At 58.4% G+C, this 15,568-nt stretch carries 14 protein-coding genes; 5 read left to right on the top strand and 9 right to left on the bottom strand.

All coding sequences use genetic code 11. The features are described 5' to 3' along the window. Nucleotides 1–52: 52 nt before the first annotated feature. The 4 genes from ACR0C5_RS16695 to ACR0C5_RS16680 form a co-directional block, all read right to left on the bottom strand. A complete protein-coding gene (locus tag ACR0C5_RS16695; protein WP_480877997.1) occupies nt 53–349 on the bottom strand; it encodes a chorismate mutase in 297 nt (98 codons plus the stop codon). Next, nucleotides 346–900 carry a GNAT family N-acetyltransferase gene (locus ACR0C5_RS16690; RefSeq protein ID WP_480877995.1) on the bottom strand — a complete coding sequence of 185 codons (555 nt, stop codon included), beginning with the start codon at nt 898–900 and terminating at the stop codon, nt 346–348. The genes ACR0C5_RS16695 and ACR0C5_RS16690 overlap by 4 nt, the downstream gene beginning before the upstream one ends. Next, nucleotides 897–2,402: a signal recognition particle protein gene (ffh, locus tag ACR0C5_RS16685; protein ID WP_480877993.1), complete on the bottom strand. Its 1,506-nt coding sequence runs from the start codon at nt 2,400–2,402 to the stop codon at nt 897–899. The genes ACR0C5_RS16690 and ffh overlap by 4 nt, the downstream gene beginning before the upstream one ends. A gap of 857 nt (nt 2,403–3,259) precedes the next feature. Then, complete coding sequence (locus ACR0C5_RS16680) at nt 3,260–4,294, bottom strand: hypothetical protein (protein WP_480877991.1); 1,035 nt, start codon at nt 4,292–4,294, stop codon at nt 3,260–3,262. Between the two features lie 185 nt (nt 4,295–4,479). Here ACR0C5_RS16680 and ACR0C5_RS16675 point away from each other — a divergent pair, with 185 nt between their 5' ends. From ACR0C5_RS16675 to ACR0C5_RS16655, 5 genes are all read left to right on the top strand, one after another. After that, entirely contained in the window at nt 4,480–5,010 is a 531-nt protein-coding gene (locus ACR0C5_RS16675; RefSeq protein ID WP_480877989.1) for a PepSY domain-containing protein, read from the top strand. Between the two features lie 35 nt (nt 5,011–5,045). Then, a complete protein-coding gene (locus tag ACR0C5_RS16670) occupies nt 5,046–5,705 on the top strand; it encodes a response regulator transcription factor (protein ID WP_170787167.1) in 660 nt (219 codons plus the stop codon). Next, complete coding sequence (locus ACR0C5_RS16665; protein ID WP_480877987.1) at nt 5,705–7,048, top strand: sensor histidine kinase; 1,344 nt, start codon at nt 5,705–5,707, stop codon at nt 7,046–7,048. The genes ACR0C5_RS16670 and ACR0C5_RS16665 overlap by 1 nt, the downstream gene beginning before the upstream one ends. A 93-nt stretch (nt 7,049–7,141) precedes the next feature. Continuing rightward, the gene (locus ACR0C5_RS16660; RefSeq protein WP_480785929.1) at nt 7,142–7,507 is read left to right on the top strand and encodes a hypothetical protein; all 366 of its coding nucleotides are present in this window, start codon (nt 7,142–7,144) and stop codon (nt 7,505–7,507) included. 400 nt (nt 7,508–7,907) lie between these two features. Beyond that, nucleotides 7,908–9,680, top strand: coding sequence for a Tad domain-containing protein (locus ACR0C5_RS16655; RefSeq protein WP_480877984.1), 1,773 nt, complete (start codon nt 7,908–7,910; stop codon nt 9,678–9,680). A 71-nt stretch (nt 9,681–9,751) separates the two neighbouring features. Here the strand turns inward: ACR0C5_RS16655 and ACR0C5_RS16650 are convergent, their stop codons facing one another. The 5 genes from ACR0C5_RS16650 to ACR0C5_RS16630 are packed head-to-tail and all read right to left on the bottom strand — an operon-like array spanning nt 9,752 to nt 15,500. Beyond that, nucleotides 9,752–10,759, bottom strand: coding sequence for an Ldh family oxidoreductase (locus ACR0C5_RS16650; RefSeq protein WP_170775101.1), 1,008 nt, complete (start codon nt 10,757–10,759; stop codon nt 9,752–9,754). 13 nt (nt 10,760–10,772) lie between these two features. Further along, nucleotides 10,773–11,402 carry a DUF3726 domain-containing protein gene (locus ACR0C5_RS16645; protein WP_480877982.1) on the bottom strand — a complete coding sequence of 210 codons (630 nt, stop codon included), beginning with the start codon at nt 11,400–11,402 and terminating at the stop codon, nt 10,773–10,775. Continuing rightward, nucleotides 11,399–13,084, bottom strand: a complete 1,686-nt coding sequence (locus ACR0C5_RS16640) for a hypothetical protein (RefSeq protein WP_480877979.1) — start codon at nt 13,082–13,084, stop codon at nt 11,399–11,401. Before ACR0C5_RS16640 ends, ACR0C5_RS16645 begins: the two co-directional genes overlap by 4 nt. Next, entirely contained in the window at nt 13,081–14,055 is a 975-nt protein-coding gene (locus tag ACR0C5_RS16635) for a membrane dipeptidase (RefSeq protein WP_170791456.1), read from the bottom strand. Before ACR0C5_RS16635 ends, ACR0C5_RS16640 begins: the two co-directional genes overlap by 4 nt. Further along, nucleotides 14,055–15,500 carry an aldehyde dehydrogenase family protein gene (locus tag ACR0C5_RS16630; RefSeq protein WP_480877977.1) on the bottom strand — a complete coding sequence of 482 codons (1,446 nt, stop codon included), beginning with the start codon at nt 15,498–15,500 and terminating at the stop codon, nt 14,055–14,057. The genes ACR0C5_RS16635 and ACR0C5_RS16630 overlap by 1 nt, the downstream gene beginning before the upstream one ends. Nucleotides 15,501–15,568 lie beyond the last annotated feature (68 nt).

Raw genomic sequence — 15,568 nt, 5'->3', positions numbered from 1 at the left:
AAGATGGCGTGACCGGTCAAGGACCGGGTATTCTATGGGTGGAAACGACGGGTCATTCCTGATGTTTCCGGTGGTGTCGGATGACTTCCTGAATGATGAAATTCAGGAAAGCCTTGGCGAAGTCGGGGTCCAGATCGGCCTCTTTCGCCAGGTCTTCAAGCCGAGCGATCTGCGCAGCTTCGCGCGTGGGATCGGACGGGGGAAGGTCGTGTTCGGCCTTGAGCTTGCCAACGGCCTGCGTGTGCTTGAACCGCTCGCCCAGCGTGTAGACAAGGATCGCGTCCAGCCGGTCGATACTTTCGCGATGCTCTTTCAGCAGCGTGGCAGCCTGTGCTACGGGATCGGTCATGCGTATGCCTCCATGCCGCCATTCACCAGATCGGCTGGGGCGGGGTGCCGCCAGACCTCGGAAGGGCCGAATTTCGGGTGCTCAAAGTGGTAGTCAAATGCTGCGCCCAGACGTTTGGCGACTGCCTTGCTAGCGTGGTTTTCCGGGTCGATCAGCGAAATCGCCGTGTCCCAGCCCAGCACGTCATAAGCGTGAGTACGTGCGGCCATTGCGGCCTCGGTCGCATAGCCTTTGCCGGTGGCGTGGTTCATTAGCGTCCAACCGACTTCGCGTTCGGGCCAGCTGTGAGGATACCACAGGCCGACATGTCCCACATAGATCCCGGTGTTCTTTTCCTCAACACCCCAAAAGCCATAGCCGCGCATCGCCCAATGGCCCAAAAGCTGCGCAATGAAGCGCCATGTCTCATCAGGTCTTTTGCGGCCACCGAGAAACTTGGCTGCGTCTGATGCGAAAAACTCAGCCTCGGCCTCGAAATCAGCCTCGGACGGCGCGCGGAGGATAAGGCGCTCGGTCTCAAGCCGGGGGATATGATCGGCGATCAGGTTCACTTTTTCTTACCGAAACCGCTGAGGCCCGGAGGCAGAGCCATGCCGCCGCCCATGCCAGGCATGCCACCGGGCATTTTGCCCATGGCCTTTGCGGCCTGTTCCAGCGCCTTGGGGTCCATGCCTGCGGCCATGTCTTCGGGCGAGGGGCCGCCTTTGCCGAACATGCCCTTCATGGCCTGTTTCAGCATCTTGCCTTTGCCCATTTTGCCCATCTTTTTCATCATGTCCGACATCTGCCGGTGCATCTTGAGCAGTTTGTTGAGGTCGCTGACTTCCATCCCCGAACCGGCGGCGATGCGCTTCTTGCGGCTGGCCTGCAACAGCTGAGGGTTGGCACGCTCACGTTTGGTCATCGACTGGATCATGGCGATCTGCTGGCGCAGGATCTTGTCGTCCAGACCGGCCTGATCCATCTGCTTGGCCATTTTACCCATGCCGGGCATCATACCCATCATGCCCTGCATACCGCCCATCTGGATCATCTGCTCCAGCTGCATTTTCAGGTCGTTCATGTTGAACTGACCTTTGACCATGCGCTTCATCATGCGCTCGGTCTGTTCGATCTCCATCGTTTCCTGGGCTTTTTCGACCAGAGCAACAATGTCACCCATGCCCAGAATACGTCCGGCGATCCGATCCGGCTCGAAGGTCTCAAGCGCGTCCATCTTCTCGCCCAGACCGACAAAGCGAATGGGCTTGCCAGTGACCGCGCGCATCGACAGCGCCGCACCGCCGCGCCCGTCACCGTCCATACGGGTCAGGACCACGCCCGAGATGCCTACCTTGGCGTCGAACTCCTCAGCCACTTCCACGGCAACCTGACCAGTCAGGCCGTCGACGACCAGCAGGGTCTCGCGAGGGTCAACCACGTTGCGGACCTGCTCGACTTCGTCCATCAGGACTTCGTCGATATGCAGGCGGCCCGCGGTGTCGAGCATGTAGACGTCATAGCCGCCCAAAGTCGCCTGCTGTTTGGCGCGCTTGGCGATATCAACCGGCTTCTGACCGGGCACGATCGGCAGCGTGTCGACGCCTACCTGCGTCCCCAGAACGGCCAGCTGATCCATCGCCGCCGGGCGATAGACGTCCAGCGAGGCCATGAGGACCTTCTTGCCCTCTTTCTCTTTCAGGCGTTTCGCCAGCTTACCGGTCGTGGTCGTCTTACCCGAGCCTTGCAGACCGACCATCAGGATCGGCGCAGGCGGGTTGTCGATCTTCAGCTTGCCGGGGTCTTCTTCACCGCGCAGCGTGTCAACCAGCGCGTCATGCACGATCTTGACGACCTGCTGGCCGGGGGTGATCGACTTGGTGACGGCCTGACCGGTCGCCTGTTCCTGCACCTTCTTGACGAAAGCACGGGCGACGGGCAGCGAGACGTCGGCCTCAAGCAGGGCCACGCGAACCTCACGCAGGGCGGTTTTCACGTCTTCTTCGGACAGCGCGCCCTGTTTGGTCAGCCGGTCAAAGACGCCGGAAAGGCGTTCGGATAGATTTTCAAACATGCCTTCGGCCTCCTTAGCCGGTTATCTGGTGGCGCCTCCTAGATAGGATGCGTCGGTTAAATGCACAAACGCCCCCACGGGCGAAACTCGCTGGTGGGGGGCGATCCCTGAACGACTCAAGGGACCGGAAGATCAGACGCTTCCGGATGTTGCGGCGGGTGTTATCCGAGACGCTGCCGACTGTCAACTCGGGCTTGGGTTCGCAGGGGTGCAGAACGGATGAATGGCTCGAAAACACAAGGATCTGACCCGAGGCGATTCGCGCGCCCTATTTGGTTTTGTTGCGATTTTCGCGACAACATTAACGCAAGCTGAACAATGTATTTGCTGTGTGTTCAACGGAAATCTGCATAATCGCGGCATCGATTCTTAACGAAAGTGAGTATTTACCCGAATTCATGCAAAGGGGAAACGCATGACAAAGTCTGCCATCCTGATTGCCGGACCTCGGACCACCGCTGCTAATCGGTCCCGGAATTTGGTTCAGCGTGACGGAAAAACACCGTGCGATAAGACGCGCGGAAACCGCTTTCCTCCGATTAACATTACACTGTCTTCTATCATCGATGAGATGCGGCTTATCGAGGCAAAAAGAAGCGTTCCGACAAAGTAGAACGCATCAGGACAAGACATACGGAATAGGTACGGTGAAAAGGGAAAGCCCGCTCAAAATAGAGCGGGCTTTTTATCGCGGCTAGAGTGAGAAAAGGTGCGCGATACCTGGTACTGGGCAGAACGTCGTGGGGTTCTGTCAATTTGTTCCGGGCCAGCCAAAGGCTCATGTAGGTGGATGAAATGGCTGGCCCGGCCCCCCATGCCTCCGTGAGTGTAAGGGCACCGAGATCGGTGATTGGGTCTTATTCGACTTCGGATACCTCTTCTTCTTCGATAGGATCCTCAACCGGGTCGAGACCCAACATCGCCCTTACGGTCGCTTCGACCTCATCCGTGACGGGTTTGTTCGCCGCGGCCTCCAACGCTTCACGTTCCAGTTCGGGCTGAGCCTCGACCTGTTCCGTCAGGGTGTCGACCGTTTCGACGGCTTCTTCATACTCCTCGGCGTCTGCGAGTTCTGTTTCAAATTCGGACGCGGCCATCTGCGAGGCTTCAAGCGCTTCTTCCGCTTCCATAAGCTCTTGTTCAAGAGCCTCCTTTTCCTCGTCCGGAGCATTTTCAAGTTGCTCGGTCAGATCATCCACAAGCGCTTGATCTTCCACAACTTGTTGCTGAGCATCGGTCAGGTCGTTCTCAATGTCTTCGGTGGGACGAGCAGGAGGTTCCAAGCCATCCAGGAATTCCTGGGCTTCTTCCAGTTCCTCGCTCAGTGCCTGACCGGCCAGAACCGTGTCACGGTAGGTGGCGATGCGACCCACACGTGAATTCGGCGATGCGTTTTGCAGCGCCGTCTCGCTGGCGTTGGCGGCGTTCAACGCGCCCAACTCGGACGGGTGCGCACCAAATTCAGCCGAAGCCTTGTTGCCCTTCTTGCGGCCCTTTGGTCGGACGGATTCCTCTACCTCGGTGGTTGAGGTCGTCGTGCTGGCCACGCGGGCGGATTTCTTTTTCGACTTGTTCCCGTTGAACAGCTCTTTCAGGGAAAAACCGCCACCGGATTTTTTCCCGGAGCTGCCGGACTTGGTTTTGCCGCGACCGGCATTGCCTTTGGCTTTTGCGCCATCACCTTTGTTGGCGTTGCCATTGCCGCCTTTATCGCCACCATTCCCGTTGCCGCCGCCATTCCCGTTGCCGCCACCATTCCCGTTGCCGCCACCATTGCCATTTTTGGCATAGGCAGCGTCAGGGACAGCAAGTGTCGTCACGATTGCGGTGGAGCCGACCAAAGCGACTGCGACCGCCGTAGCTTTCAGCAGGATGTTGGTTTTGGTCTTCATATCAGTCCTCACGGGTCATGTGTTTGCATCCATGTTTTCCGGCACGACAAACGCGCGACAGAATCACCCCACGACCTCATTTGAACTGATGCACCCTGAACACACGAAAAACCGTTTGTTCATCACTGGTTCACATAGAATAAATTAGGCTTTAGACCGTTTCGCGCGAGAACGAGTTGACAGTGATGAGACAGCTTTTGGCGACGGCATTTGTGGCGTCCCTTCTCCTGACCGGAGAAGGGCATTCTGCTGTGCGCGAACTCAAGCAGTCCGAATTGCGGCAAGCGACGCTTGTGGGCGGGGCGATTCGCCTGAAGAAAGTCATCAAGGGCGTTGAGAAAGTTTTTGGCGGCACCCCTGTGGATGCCCGCGCATTTAAGGATGACAAGGTTTACTACCGCATTCTGGTGAAAAAGCCGAACGGCCGGATCATTAGCGTGATCGTCGATGCTCAGACAGGCGCGGTTATTTCAAACGGGTCCAGTATCGGGCGGCAGATCAAAGAAGCAGCGAAGACTTCACCGGGCAATTCTGCAACGGCCAAGTCCAACGGTGCATCCAAGGCCAAGTCCAATAACGGCAACAATGGCAATAACGGGAACCGCGGAAATTCGGGCAACAATGGCGGCGGCAACAGTGGTGGCAACGGCGGCGGCAACGGCGGTGGCGGCGGCAACGGTGGCGGCGGCGGAAATGGCGGCGGCAAGAAAAACTAGATGAATACGCAACTGAATAGCTGTAAATTCGCGTTATGAGAGTACTTCTGGCAGAAGATGAGCCGCATCTGAGCGCTCAAATCAAGAGATTGCTGAATGCTGAAGGGCGGGTCGTGGACACCGCTCAAAACGGCTTGGAGGCCCTGCATCTGGGGTCGACCGAGCCTTACGATATGATCATTCTCGATATCGGCCTGCCTGAACGCGATGGTATCACAGTTTTGCGGGAATGGCGTGAGGCCGGGGTTTCGACGCCGGTCCTGATCCTGACCGCGCGCGATGGGTGGAGCGATCGGGTCGACGGGCTGGATGCAGGCGCGGATGACTATATGATCAAGCCCTTCCATATGCCTGAACTGGCCGCGCGGGTGCGCGCGATATTGCGCCGGCAAAGCGGACAGCTGAGCGCTGTCATCGAAATGGGCGATGTGGCGTTGGACACAAAGACCGGGCGGGTGACGGTCAAGGATGTGCCGGTGGACCTGACCGCGCAGGAAATCGCGGTTCTGACATATCTGTCGCACAATCGCGGACGGCTGATCTCACGCACCGAACTCTCTGAGCATATCTATGAATATGACGGCGATCGGGATTCAAACACCATTGCGGTTTTCATTACACGCCTGCGCAAAAAGCTGGGATCGGACCTAATCAAGACGGTACGAGGACGCGGCTATATGATTGACACGGACTGATGCTTTCCCTGCGTCAGCGCGCATTGCTGGGGGGGATCGCTTCTGGGGCGGTGTCGGTTGGCGTGGGGACTCTGGCAGTGTTTTCCTACATCAACTCAAGGGTCTCGGACCAGTTTGACACCGCGTTGCGGGATCGCCATACCCAGCTTGTGGTAGGGTTGAGCGTCACGACAGACAATCCCGATGCGCTTGGCAACCTAATGTTCGACCCGGCATATGGCACACCGTTTTCCGGGCGCTATTGGCAGGTCACCGGTAGTGATGGGTCGGTATTTACCTCGGCCTCGTTGTTCGATGAAACGCTGGCCGAGCCCCGGGGCCTTCCCAACGCGCCTACCTTTTGGAACACGCAAGGCCCTGAAGATGAGGCCGTGCGCAGTATCTACCAGGAAATATCTTACGAAGACGGAACGGTCTGGGGTGTCAGCGTGGCTGAAAGCCGCGAGGAATTGATGGGCGAACGCCGCGCGGCCCAGCGGAACCTTCTGCCGGTCTTTACGCTTGTCGGTCTCATCGGGGTGGCTGGGTCGCTTTTCCTGATGTCGGCTATTCTGGGGCCGCTGCGCAAACTACGCACAGATGTGTCCCATCGCTGGGACACGGATGAGGGGTTGAAGCCGGATGACTACCCCGAAGAAGTCTCGCCGCTGGTTGAAGACCTTAATCAATTGTCGCGACGCAACCGGGACATCGTCTTCGGGTCCCGACGGCAGACCGCTGATCTGGCTCATGCCCTCAAGACCCCGACGGCCATATTGCGCAATGAACTAACCAGTCTTTCCGAACAAGGTGCCACGACAGACACGGCGCAAGAGGCACTGGACCGGATCGATGCGCAGCTCAGCCGCTCACTGGCGCGGATGCGTGCGATGAATACGGCCGAACTGACCCATTCCCGTACGGATCTTTCAAATTCGGTCGACCGTCTTGCGCGCTTGTTCTCGAGAATGACCGAACGGGAAGGCAAACAATTTCAAGTCACTCGCGAAACCGGATTATGGGTGCGCATGGACCCTCAGGATATCGAAGAGGTTCTGGGCAACCTGATGGATAATGCCGTTAAATGGTGTCAGAAGACTGTTCGGGTTGTGGCGCAGGTTAGAAAAGGCAACGTCGAGGTTCTAATCGAGGATGATGGGCCCGGCATCCCCGAGGACAACCGGCGCGAGGCCCTGCGCTCGGGCGGGCGGTTGGACACATCGGTTGCCGGCAGTGGGCTTGGTCTTGCGATTGCGGTCGATCTGCTGAACGCGTATGGGGCAAAACTCGACCTTGGCCGTTCAACGAGCCTGGGCGGGCTGGAGTGTCGTATCGTTATTCCGACGGGCTGGAAAAGACCTTAGATTGCGTCGGTTGGGTGCAATTAGGGCAAACGGCTTTTCTTAAGTAATCTTGGCTCATTCTGATAGCTTGGAGTGGGGCATATGCGGATAACTTTGGACATCATTGAAAAAGGCACGGTCATAGGCGCGGCAATTGCTGCGGTCCTGCCGCTTTATCAATGGTATGATGAACGGTCCGGTCGAGAGTTGGAGCGTGTCTCCAGCTTGGTTATCGGGGGGCAGGCCTGTGCAGAATGGGTTATTTCTCATGATGTGCGGGCCACCGTGGATGTCCTAGAAAATGCGCCTGAGGATGTTGTGACGGCGGCGGTCAACCGCGCGGATTTTGCGTTGAATATGTCAATTTTGTGCGGAAAGCTTCTGGATCATTTGCACATGGGGATGGAGAAACTGGACCTTTCTCGGGCCGAGGAAGAAGCCATGCGCTGGTCCGGTTTTCCGTATGAAGACGAGTACTGAGAGGCCAATTTTCACGGTATTTTTAGGCGTGTGTGTGGGCCGAGTGGAACCGTTGGGCGGCAAGGCCTGACGTGAGGTGTCCGCGATGAAATTTCCAGGCTCGCGACTCGGAGGCCTAAAAATAAGGGAATGTGGCAAGGTTACCCATGGTCACTCGGTCTGTTAATTTTCGGTCAGTGGTCCTCGTGTAAAGCGCCGTTTTCACGGATGTGTGATATCATATTGATTTTAAATATTTTTATTCGAATTCGTGACAGTCCCGTGTTTTCCACGTCACCCGCGCGTTCATTTTGAGTTAAAAATGGGTTCACCTCCGGTAACCCAAATAGCAACATTACGGCAAAATAGAGACAACTTCTTTGGGCATCTTATTCGCGAATAAGGATGTCTGGAGAAAGAAATGTTTAATCTGAATTCACGGAAGAAAGCCGTTTCAAAAACTCTCCGAAATTCGGTTGCGGATGTTGGTTGGTTTGCGAAACGCGAAGAAGGTGGTTTGACGATTTTCGCGTTGTTTGCCTTTTTTCTATTATTGGCTGCGGCGGGTATTGCCGTCGATGTAATGAATTATGAGCGCGACCGCGCGAAATTGCAGTGGGCTCTGGACAACGCTGTCCTCTCTGCCGCGAGCCTTGAGCAAACCCTCGATCCTGCGCAAGTTGTCGAAGCCCATCTGGCCGCATCCGGTTTGGGCGAGTACGCGAGTTCGATTTCTGTCGAAGACAAATATCTGGACCGCACCGTCCGTGCCAGCCTGACATCTGGTTTCGACACCAATTTCATGCGGTTGAGCGGTGTTGAGACGATTTCATTGGGCGTGAATTCCGCCGCGCATGAGGCGGCACCGTGCACCGAGATTTCCATGGTTTTGGACATCTCAGGCAGTATGGGGAACAATCAACGCCTGACCCAAATGCAGACCGCAGCCAAAGCATTTGTCACAAAAACTCTGGAGCATAACAACGACCCAGGCACCGAGTGCGCGACCTCGGTCAGCGTTATCCCGTTTGCAGGTCAAACCAACCCAGGCTCGGTGATGTTCGAATACTTGGGCGGCGAGCGGTTTGGCACGACCACCGACGACGATTTCTTCCCGGAATGGAAGCAGGATATCTCGAACGTCGTGTTCTGGTTTGATACAGACGGCAATGCTGACCCCGATTTTTCCGTCAAGATCGACAGCTTCCCGGACAACGAAACCGATCTGTTCAACAAGGATGACGTCGACACGTACTATCACTATGTCCGGGACTTTATCATCAACAACTCGTCCCAGCTGCCTGAGAGTGCCGAACTGGTGGGTGCATCCATCAAGGGCGGGAAGCAGGAGACGATGTATTACAGCATTGACCGGACAACGACGGTCTATGATGAGGCTTCGGGCCCAACCAAGTTCAATAACGTGGACATCGAACTGCAGTATTCTGATTTCCACAGCTATGTGGGCAACATTCCGAACAATACCTCGTCTTGCTTGGAAATGACCTATTCGGATTTCCTCAATACAAGCCTGCCTGCAGGTTCGATCGATCAGACGCCCTATTTCGTGAACTGGGAATATGATGAGACTACCCAGAATTGGGGTTGGTGCCCGGAAGACGAAATGAGCATCCAATACGCCCAGAACGATGAAACCAAACTGCACACCTTCATCGACGGTCTGCGCCTGTTCGATGGAACCGGCACCAACTACAGCCTGAAATACGCGCTGGCCCTGCTGGACCCGTCAAGTCAGGATGAGTTTGCCTATCTCAGCAAAGCCGGGGAAGTTCCCTCCGAGTTCGCAGACCGCCCGCTGAGCTGGGATCACGAGAACAGCTCGAAGATCATTGTGATCATGACCGATGGACAAACCACCCCGCAGGTTCGCCCCGCCGATGAGATGGAAGAGGAAAACGGCCTGACGGAGCTGACTGCGCGTCCAAGTGAAGACTCGACCATCGCCTCGTCGCAGCTGACCAACCTGCAACTGTTCCAAGAACAGTGTGAATTGGCCAAAACGAAAGGTGCCGTTGTTTATACCGTCGCGTTCGAAACCACGGAGCAGGCCGCATCCGAGATCAGAACCTGTGCTTCGTCCTGGTCGCACTACTATGAAGTGACCGGTGAAGAGATCATCGACTCCTTCGTGTCGATTGCAGGCTCGATCCAGAAGCTGCGCCTGATCCAATAACCCAATGTGGTCGAGAACGAGAAAGGGCGCCAATAAGGCGCCCTTTTTTGTTCCGTCGGGGATGCGCAGCGTTAGGCCAGGATAGCCTCGATCTTGTCCAAGGTCGCCTTGTTGACCGCGACGCCTTCGGTTTGGGCGGCAATGCGTTTTGCGCGCCGTCCGTCGCCCGGCAGATGCGCGCTGTCCTGAGAATGGATCGCGCCGACCAATGCACTGATATTTTCGGCAAACATGTCTTGCGCCGCAGCGGCCGGGTCGATGGCGATAAAGAACTGACCGGTCTTGGGTGGCCCCCCAGCTGTGCCCGAGAACGGCGAGGCGTGAATGCCGAGCGTCGCGCCGGTCAGGGCTGCGGCCATGATCTCGGTCAGCAAAGCGATGCCCACTCCTTTGTAGCCCCCCGATGGGGCCATCGAGCCCTTGAGCCCGACATTAGGGTCCGTGGTTGGGTTCCCATCCGCGTCCAGCGCCCAGCCCACAGGGATTGGTTTGCCTTCGCGGGCATGTTTCATGACCTCGCTCTTGGCGATGGTGCTAGCGCTTTGGTCGATCAGAACGGCGGGCTGTCCATCTGTGCCGGGTACCGCGACCGAGAACGGGTTGGTGCCGATAACCGGCTTCGACCCGCCCGATGGCGCGATTGAGGCAGGTGCATTGGTAAAGCCCAACCCAACCAGACCCGCCTGCGCCAACCGGTGCGTGTGATAGCCCAGGACCCCGCAATTATAGCTGTTGCGGATGGCCAAGGCCGCGATGCCCTGTTCCTTGGCGGCTGGGATGAGGGCGTCAAACCCCATGTCAATTGCGCTATGTGCAAACCCTGTTGCCGCGTCAACCGTGATCAGGCCAGAGCGAGGCCGGTCCAAGACGGGCTTTGCGGCACCGTCGACCTTTCCGCATTGCACATGTTCGCAATAGATCGGGATATAGGCCAGACCGTGGCTGGCCACCCCATCCGCTTCGGTTGCCGCCGTGGCAACGGCCAGCGGGCGAGCGTTGGCTTCGGTCGTGCCAGCGGCAACAAGGGCGCGAAAGGCCAGGTCTTCGATTTCGGTCAGGGTCAGAGTGCGGGTTTCCATCGTGTCGCTTTCATCAATCGTTGTCGGACAGGCCAGACCCGGCCCCAAGCAGGCGAGAGGCCTCGGTCGCGGGGGCATAGGTGCGGTGGGCAAAACGGTTCAATACGGCCCATGCGACCGGATTGGGCACCGCGCGTGAGGCGCAGGCAGCGGGTGCGGTCAAGGTACCGCCAAGCGCGACCTTCACCAAAGTGGCGTCGCTGGGCAGCGCTGGGTTCACGGCCAGAGAAGGCCCATCTGTGACGACCTCAACGCCATCCACGGTGATTGTGACGGGCGTTTTCAAATTGCGCGCAATGTTCGCGGCGAATGGCAGCAACAGGGCAGGGGCGGCGACATTGGTCAGTGTGATTTCGCCCGTCCGCAGCGAGCCCATATGGTCGGACAAGGCTGCCCCGGTGGCCAGAGGGCAAAGGATTTCATCCCCGCGCCATTCGTTGCCCTGACATGCCGGGCGGTGCCGGCCCGGCGCATGTGCCAAGCCCCGGTCCAACAGATCGGCCAGAATCTGCGCGCCGTCCAGTCCCGCGGCACATAGCCAGCGGGTGGCCTTTCCGGCCTCTTCGGACAGGCCCCAGCCATAGCCCGCGCCGCGCGTGGCGCGTTTGGCGGTGGCCTCCACCTCGTTTAATGAAAAGCTCATGTTATGGCCCTTGGGTAGACCCAGTGATCAGCGGTATCCGCGGACAGATCCTCAGGGTAGGGGGCACCGGCATACATGCAAATCCGCACCCAACGGTCCGAGCGGGGATCGAAATGCGTGGCACCGAAGAACGAGAGTTTCGCCCGCAGCATGTCGATGGGCATGACATCCGCGCCGATCGTATTGTCGCGGATTTCACCATAGGGTGCGACCTGTCCCATCTGCGCGCGCCGGATCGTGTGGCGATGTTCGGGGCGCTGCGACAGAAACGCGGCAATGGAGGTGGTGTCTGGCCAGTGGGACAGGGCGTCGTAAGCCGTCGCCGCATCGCGGGCCGGTGCCAAGGGTTGTTCGTACTCCGCGATGGGCTCTTCGAACCGTTCGCCCAGACGGGGTTCCAGCTTTTCTTCGGACACGTACCAGGCGCGGGCGCAGTTGGCCTGTGCTTTCCAGTCAAGATCAAGCGCCCAGTCAAAACTCTGCCGTATCAGTGCGCGAACCTGTGCGACGCTCATATTGCCGTCGATCACCTGCGCCCCGGCGTTGCTGTCGGCCATGCAATCGACCAAACCGTCGACCAGATCGCCGTAAGGTTCGAGGATCAGCGAGGCGAGCAATTCCTGCCCCTCTTCACTCAGATGATCTTCGGACCAGCGGATCAGGGCGTCCCAGGGAAGGTTTTCGGTCAGGTCGCGCTGGGCCAGTTCGGCGGTGAGCGTGTCCAGATCAACCCTGAGCACGGCCAGCTTGTCGATTTGAACGGGATGATCCGAGCGCCACCACGACACCGACAGCTTGCTGCGTTCGAAAATCGCGCGGAACTGCGCGATGCGGTCAGGTGTGGCTTGCGGCACGGACCGCACCCGCGCGATGGCCTCTTCGCGCACCATGATCCAGTTGTTGAACAGCACGGGATGGTTGACGATGAAGGGCGCCATGCCCAGACCGGTCGAATTGCCAATGCCCAGCCATTGCGCAATCGTCGGGTCCAGACTGGCGGTTTGGTTCCCCCCTTTGGCCTGCGCCATGTGCTGCACCAGATCGCGCACGAAGGTGCGGGTCAGATAAACCGACAGCATCTCGGTTTGGAAAGGGGCGCTCAGTTCCGGGCGGTCGGCAGTTTTCTCACGATCAGCCGCCCCGAACTTGCCCGATCCATAAACAGCCGTGGTGCGCATCAGGTAGCCCACCTGATAGATCTGCTCGGGGTCCGGCTGTGTGCCTGCTGCCAGCGCGTCGACCACATGCGCCCAAAGCCGGACCGAACGGTTGGCGCGAGACAGAGACAACTCGCTTTCGCTGATCCGCCCGGCCTCTTGCAAGGGGACGTTTTGAGACAGGCGGTCAATGTCTTCGGTCGTGGGGATGCCATCGAACAGGGTAAATGTGGCGTCCCAAGCCTCGGCTATCACGCGGTCGGAGCGTTGCTCGGGCGGCAGGTCATGAGCGAAAGCAACCAGTGAATAAGCACGTTCAGGGCCGTGCGCGGTATAGACCGCATGACCCACCCCGTTCGTGTCGATGTCAAAAACGGGCCGGGTAAAACGCCAGTTCTCGCGGGCCATCCGCCGGGTCAATTGCCGCATGAAACTAAGGCGACATTGGTGCAGCGACCCCAATCGCGACAGTCGCATGACCTGCGCGGGGTCTCGGCGTGCAATATCGCGGTGCAGATCGATCATGCGCGTGGTCCGAAGTTTTCAGCAAAGAAACGATACCAGTTGCCGCCCATGATACCTGAGACCTCATCTTCGTTCATACCCACGGAACGTAGTCCGGATTCGATATTCCCAAAATCGCGGTTGTCCTGAAACCAGTTTGGCATGGGCGGAAAACCGGGCGCCGAAGCCGAGCCTTCGCCATAGTCGATTTCTTTCGTCCAGCGCCCGACGCGCATCCACTCGACCACGCTGTCGGGTTGGTCCTGACACAGGTCAGTGCCGATCCCCAGATGTTGGACTCCGTATTTGTCGGCGGTGCGGGCGATCATCTGACAGAAACTATCCAGCGTGCAGGCGGATTTGTCTTTCAGATGATGCGGATAGACCGAAAAGCCGAGCATCCCGCCATTTTCCGTCACCGCGCGGATCACTGCGTCGCGCTTGTTGCGCAGTGCAGGCGACCAGTCATGCGGATTGGCGTGAGTGATGGCGATGGGACGCTCGGACAGTTCAGCAGCCTCGATTGTGGATCGGTCAGCCGAGTGACTCATATCCACGACAAGGCCGACGCGGTTCATCTCTTTGATCACCTGCTTGCCCATGCGGGTGATGCCGGTATCTTCGGCCTCATAGCAGCCGGTGGCCAGCAGGGATTGGTTGTTATAGGTCAACTGCATGAACCGGGCACCCAGATCGTGCAGGATTTCGACCAAACCGATATCGTCTTCGATGGGCGAGGGGTTCTGAAAGCCGAAGAACACCGCCGTCCGCCCAGTTTCGCGCGCCGTGTCGATGTCGCTGGCCCACCGACCTTTCATGATCAGGTCGGGGAATTGCTCGAACCAACGGTTCCACTTTTCAAAGTTCAGGACGGTTTCGCGGAAGTTCTCATGATAAGAGATGGTGACGTGGATTGCATCCACGCCACCTTCGCGCAGTTGCCGGAAAATCTTTTCCGACCAGTTGGCATATTGCAGCCCGTCGATACGCATCAGACCGGCGTCCCGGCGCTGATATAGGCGGTTTTGACGGTGGTGTAGAACTCAGCTGCCGCTTTTCCCTGCTCACGCGGGCCATATGAGCTGTCGCCGCGTCCGCCGAAGGGTACGTGATAGTCGGTGCCCGCTGTCGGCAAGTTCACCGTGACTACGCCAGTGCGCGCGTTGCGGCGGAAATGGGTGGCGCGGGCGAGGCTTTGGGTCACGATGCCCGAAGTCAGGCCGAATTTGGTGTCGTTGACGACGCTCAGCGCCTCATCATAGCTGCCGACCTTGATGACGCTGGTTAGCGGCGCGAACATTTCTTCGCGGTTGATGCGCATGTCGTTGGTGGTGTTCAGGAACACTCCGGGCGACATGTAGAACCCGTCATGCGGCATCTCCAACCGCGCGCCGCCACAGGCCAGCTCGGCGCCCTCGGACTTGCCCAGATCGACATAGGCGAGGTTTTCCTGCAACTGCTGCTCGCCGACAACCGGCCCCATCTGGGTGCCGTCCTCCAGCGCGTGACCGACTTTCATCGCTTGCGCACCGGCGACCAGTTTCTCGACGAACGCATCATGGATGCCCGCATGAACCACGAGCCGCGACGAGGCGGTGCATTTCTGCCCCGTACCGCCAAACGCGCCACCCAGCGCCAGCGTCACAGCCAGATCAAGATCGGCGTCGTCCATGACGGCTAGCGCGTTCTTGGATCCCATCTCCATCTGTACCTTGGTCAGGTTCTGAATGGCCGCTGCCGCAATCCCTTTACCCACCGGCACCGACCCGGTGAATGAAATCGCGTTCACCTTGGGGCTTTCCACCAGACGCTGCCCGATGCTGCGCCCCGAGCCCATCATCAGGCTGAACAGGCCCTTGGGGATGTCCTGACGTTCAATGATCTCGGTCAGGGCTACGGCCGAGGCCGGGGTGATGTTCGCAGGCTTCCATACGACGGCGTTGCCGTAGCACAGCGCTGGTGCAATCTTCCACGAGGCGGTCGCGGTGGGAAAGTTCCATGGGCTGATGATGGCGACAGTGCCCACGGCCTCGCGCCGCACGTCAATCTCAACACCGGGTCGAACGCTGTCGGCATTCTCACCGATCTGGCGCAGGCACTCAGCGGCGTAGTAGGTAAAGAACTGACCGGCGCGATAGACTTCACCTTTGCCCTCGGCCAGCGGTTTGCCCTCTTCGCGGGACAAAAGCGTGCCCAGCTCTTCCGCGCGGGCCATCAATTCATTGCCGATGGCGTTCAGAACGGCCTGTTTGCGTTCGGGCAGGTAAGCGGCCCATTCGGCCTGCGCCAGACGCGCCTGATCCAGTGTCGCCTCAAGCTGATCCGTGCTGGCCTGCGCAAAGATGCCGACCAGATCGCTCAGATCCGAAGGGTTGCGGTTTTCGATTTCAGAATCACCCGCCAGCCATTCGCCAGCGATCAGGTTCAGTTTGGTCACAATGCGCCCCAGAGCAAAATAAGAGTCGTGCTTAGGATGGCTTTTCCGCCGTATATCAGTCAAATTCA

Source organism: Ruegeria sp. N8 (assembly GCF_056531325.1).
The sequence above is the reverse complement of the archived record's forward strand: the minus strand, read 5'-3'. Positions and strand labels throughout refer to the sequence as shown.

Excerpts from the sequence above, each read along its gene's own strand:
- ACR0C5_RS16695 (WP_480877997.1), bottom strand. The coding sequence starts at position 349 with ATGACCGATCCCGTAGCACAGGCTGCCACGCTGCTGAAAGAGCATCGC.
- ffh (WP_480877993.1), bottom strand. The coding sequence starts at position 2,402 with ATGTTTGAAAATCTATCCGAACGCCTTTCCGGCGTCTTTGACCGGCTG.
- ACR0C5_RS16680 (WP_480877991.1), bottom strand. The coding sequence starts at position 4,294 with ATGAAGACCAAAACCAACATCCTGCTGAAAGCTACGGCGGTCGCAGTC.
- ACR0C5_RS16675 (WP_480877989.1), top strand. The coding sequence starts at position 4,480 with ATGAGACAGCTTTTGGCGACGGCATTTGTGGCGTCCCTTCTCCTGACC.
- ACR0C5_RS16670 (WP_170787167.1), top strand. The coding sequence starts at position 5,046 with ATGAGAGTACTTCTGGCAGAAGATGAGCCGCATCTGAGCGCTCAAATC.
- ACR0C5_RS16665 (WP_480877987.1), top strand. The coding sequence starts at position 5,705 with ATGCTTTCCCTGCGTCAGCGCGCATTGCTGGGGGGGATCGCTTCTGGG.
- ACR0C5_RS16655 (WP_480877984.1), top strand. The coding sequence starts at position 7,908 with ATGTTTAATCTGAATTCACGGAAGAAAGCCGTTTCAAAAACTCTCCGA.
- ACR0C5_RS16650 (WP_170775101.1), bottom strand. The coding sequence starts at position 10,759 with ATGGAAACCCGCACTCTGACCCTGACCGAAATCGAAGACCTGGCCTTT.
- ACR0C5_RS16645 (WP_480877982.1), bottom strand. The coding sequence starts at position 11,402 with ATGAGCTTTTCATTAAACGAGGTGGAGGCCACCGCCAAACGCGCCACG.
- ACR0C5_RS16640 (WP_480877979.1), bottom strand. The coding sequence starts at position 13,084 with ATGATCGATCTGCACCGCGATATTGCACGCCGAGACCCCGCGCAGGTC.
- ACR0C5_RS16635 (WP_170791456.1), bottom strand. The coding sequence starts at position 14,055 with ATGCGTATCGACGGGCTGCAATATGCCAACTGGTCGGAAAAGATTTTC.